The following is a 1,996-nucleotide window of genomic DNA, read 5'->3' on the forward strand; positions in this document are numbered from 1 at the left end:
TAAAATGAAAAAAGAAAAAAGTTTGCATTTAATTATTTTTGGATTATCTTTAATTTTTATAGGTTGTGGAGAACCTAAACTTAAAGAATATACTTATAATTCAGAGCAAGGAAGTAAAGAAGGATATGAATTTGCACTTAAAAAAATTGATGAAGAGTATAAAACACGTGGAAAGTATTCTTTAATTGATTTAAACGAAATAAAAAATATTAAAACACTTAAAGAAAGAGATTATAATTTTCTTTTAAAATTACAAAAAGAATCTAAAAAAGAAATTGAAAATGGAAGATATCAATATGCTGATATAATGATTATAAATTATAATGATCATTATAGTATACTTAGCGTTGAGTGCAATTTGCGAAGGAAATTTTGTGATATTTCTAATAATTAAAATGTTTTTATGGGTTGAGTTGTGTTAATGCCTAACTCTTCAGCTTTTTTATCTAGTGTTTCTTTGAGTTTAGCATTTTTCGAAAAAACTTTTAATCACTTTCGATTAAAAGTTTCCATATCTTTCATAATAAGATGATAAATATATGTATTTAAAGGAAAACCTAAACTGTCAGCTCTCTCTTGAAGGTATTCTTTCGTCTTATCGCTAATTCTTAATTGTATAAGATTGCTCCCCTTACTTTCTTTCTCTTCTACCATTTTCTTTTTATCCTTTTCTATATCTTTTTTCTTTTGCATTTGGATTTGTAATCATAATATCAAGATGATTTTTTCTACTTCCTATAATCAGTTCCTAAAAATTTTTAAAACATTTCTCTATGCTACAAAATCATAATAATCTGTTTTTTTCATTTTAAATCCTTGTATTTAAATAAATTTAAATAAATTTAATTTTTCAAGTTCTTCTTCTATAAATTTTTCATTTATTTTTATATAATTTGCTTTTTCTAATCCATAATAAAGCATTTTTTCATCATAATCATTGCCTCCAAAACCATCTGTTACAATTTTAAATCTATCTTCCCATTCAATTTCTTTATCTTTTTGGAAATATATGTTAATCATTCCTTTTCTTTTTTTATCAATTATTCTTATGAAATATTCTTTTGTTGTTGAAACTAACAAATTTTCAAATTGTTTGTCATCAATGATAAGATTTTTATATAACTCATTTAAAAAACAAATAAGCACAAGGTAACTTCCTTTTTTTATTGAATGCTTCCTATCTTTATCAAATAATTTTAATTTATCTTTTATATTTTTTTTAAATTCATTGTTTCTAAATACATTATCAAAAAAAATTTCCATTTCAGCATTTTTTAAATTATTGAAATGCTTTAAATTTACGAACTTTGTATTTTCATTTCTTGCTAGGGTTAAAATTGCAAAAAATTTATCCATATATTTTTTTGCAATATCATCAATATCATTTTGTAAGGAATGAAAAAAATACTGATTATTTTCTTGTATATTCTCTAATAACATTTTAACTCCTTTTTTTCTTGCTAACTAAAATTTTTTATGCAAAAGTTTATACTCATCTTCAATTGATTTACTGCAAAGAATGGTGGTTATATATTTTAATTCTTTAACTTTTAGTTCTTTTAGAAACATAAAAAATTGTTTTGGGCTTAAATTTTCATTATTGCCTAATTGAAAATAAGGAATTATTTTTATATTATGCTTTTTAAAAAAATCGGGGATTATAAAATCCCAATTTTTAAAATCAATCTTGATAGTTTGTTCTGCTAATTCTTTGAAAAATGGGGTTTCCATAAATAATTTCACAACTTCCATATTGTTTTCCACTTTTGGATTATTAAGAAATTCATCAAAATATTCTTTTCCTACCCACACTCTAAGCGACATTTCAAAATAATCATCGCTATCATATTTCTTTTCATTTTTATAACCAAATATAACTCTTATTACATCGTTTTCTATAAACTCTTTATAATAGTCTTTCTTGTCCATCATTGCAAGTTCCATCATTAAATTGCTCATTTTCTTCTCCTTTGAAATTTATATTCTTTATTGGAAT

Annotated in this window: 4 protein-coding genes; 1 reads left to right on the forward strand and 3 read right to left on the reverse strand. The window is 22.7% G+C overall.

Annotated elements, in window-relative coordinates; all coding sequences use genetic code 11:
• Positions 1 to 394, forward strand: a 394-nt coding sequence (locus AJ936_RS10395) for a hypothetical protein (protein WP_186820507.1), incomplete at its 5' end; no start/stop codon positions are given.
• A gap of 95 nt (positions 395 to 489) precedes the next feature.
• Here the strand turns inward: AJ936_RS10395 and AJ936_RS10400 are convergent.
• The 3 genes from AJ936_RS10400 to AJ936_RS06975 all read right to left on the reverse strand — a co-directional run bounded on the left by AJ936_RS10400 (position 490) and on the right by AJ936_RS06975 (position 1,959).
• Positions 490 to 654, reverse strand: a complete 165-nt coding sequence (locus tag AJ936_RS10400; RefSeq protein WP_004305861.1) for a hypothetical protein — start codon at positions 652 to 654, stop codon at positions 490 to 492.
• Between the two features lie 168 nt (positions 655 to 822).
• Positions 823 to 1,440 carry a hypothetical protein gene (locus AJ936_RS06970; RefSeq protein WP_186820502.1) on the reverse strand — a complete coding sequence of 206 codons (618 nt, stop codon included), beginning with the start codon at positions 1,438 to 1,440 and terminating at the stop codon, positions 823 to 825.
• Between the two features lie 24 nt (positions 1,441 to 1,464).
• Positions 1,465 to 1,959, reverse strand: a complete 495-nt coding sequence (locus tag AJ936_RS06975; RefSeq protein WP_070274240.1) for a hypothetical protein — start codon at positions 1,957 to 1,959, stop codon at positions 1,465 to 1,467.
• Positions 1,960 to 1,996: the final 37 nt, after the last annotated feature.

It is taken from the genome of Campylobacter sp. BCW_6877 (assembly GCF_001762445.1).
Taxonomy (GTDB): Bacteria; Campylobacterota; Campylobacteria; order Campylobacterales; family Campylobacteraceae; genus Campylobacter_D; species Campylobacter_D jejuni.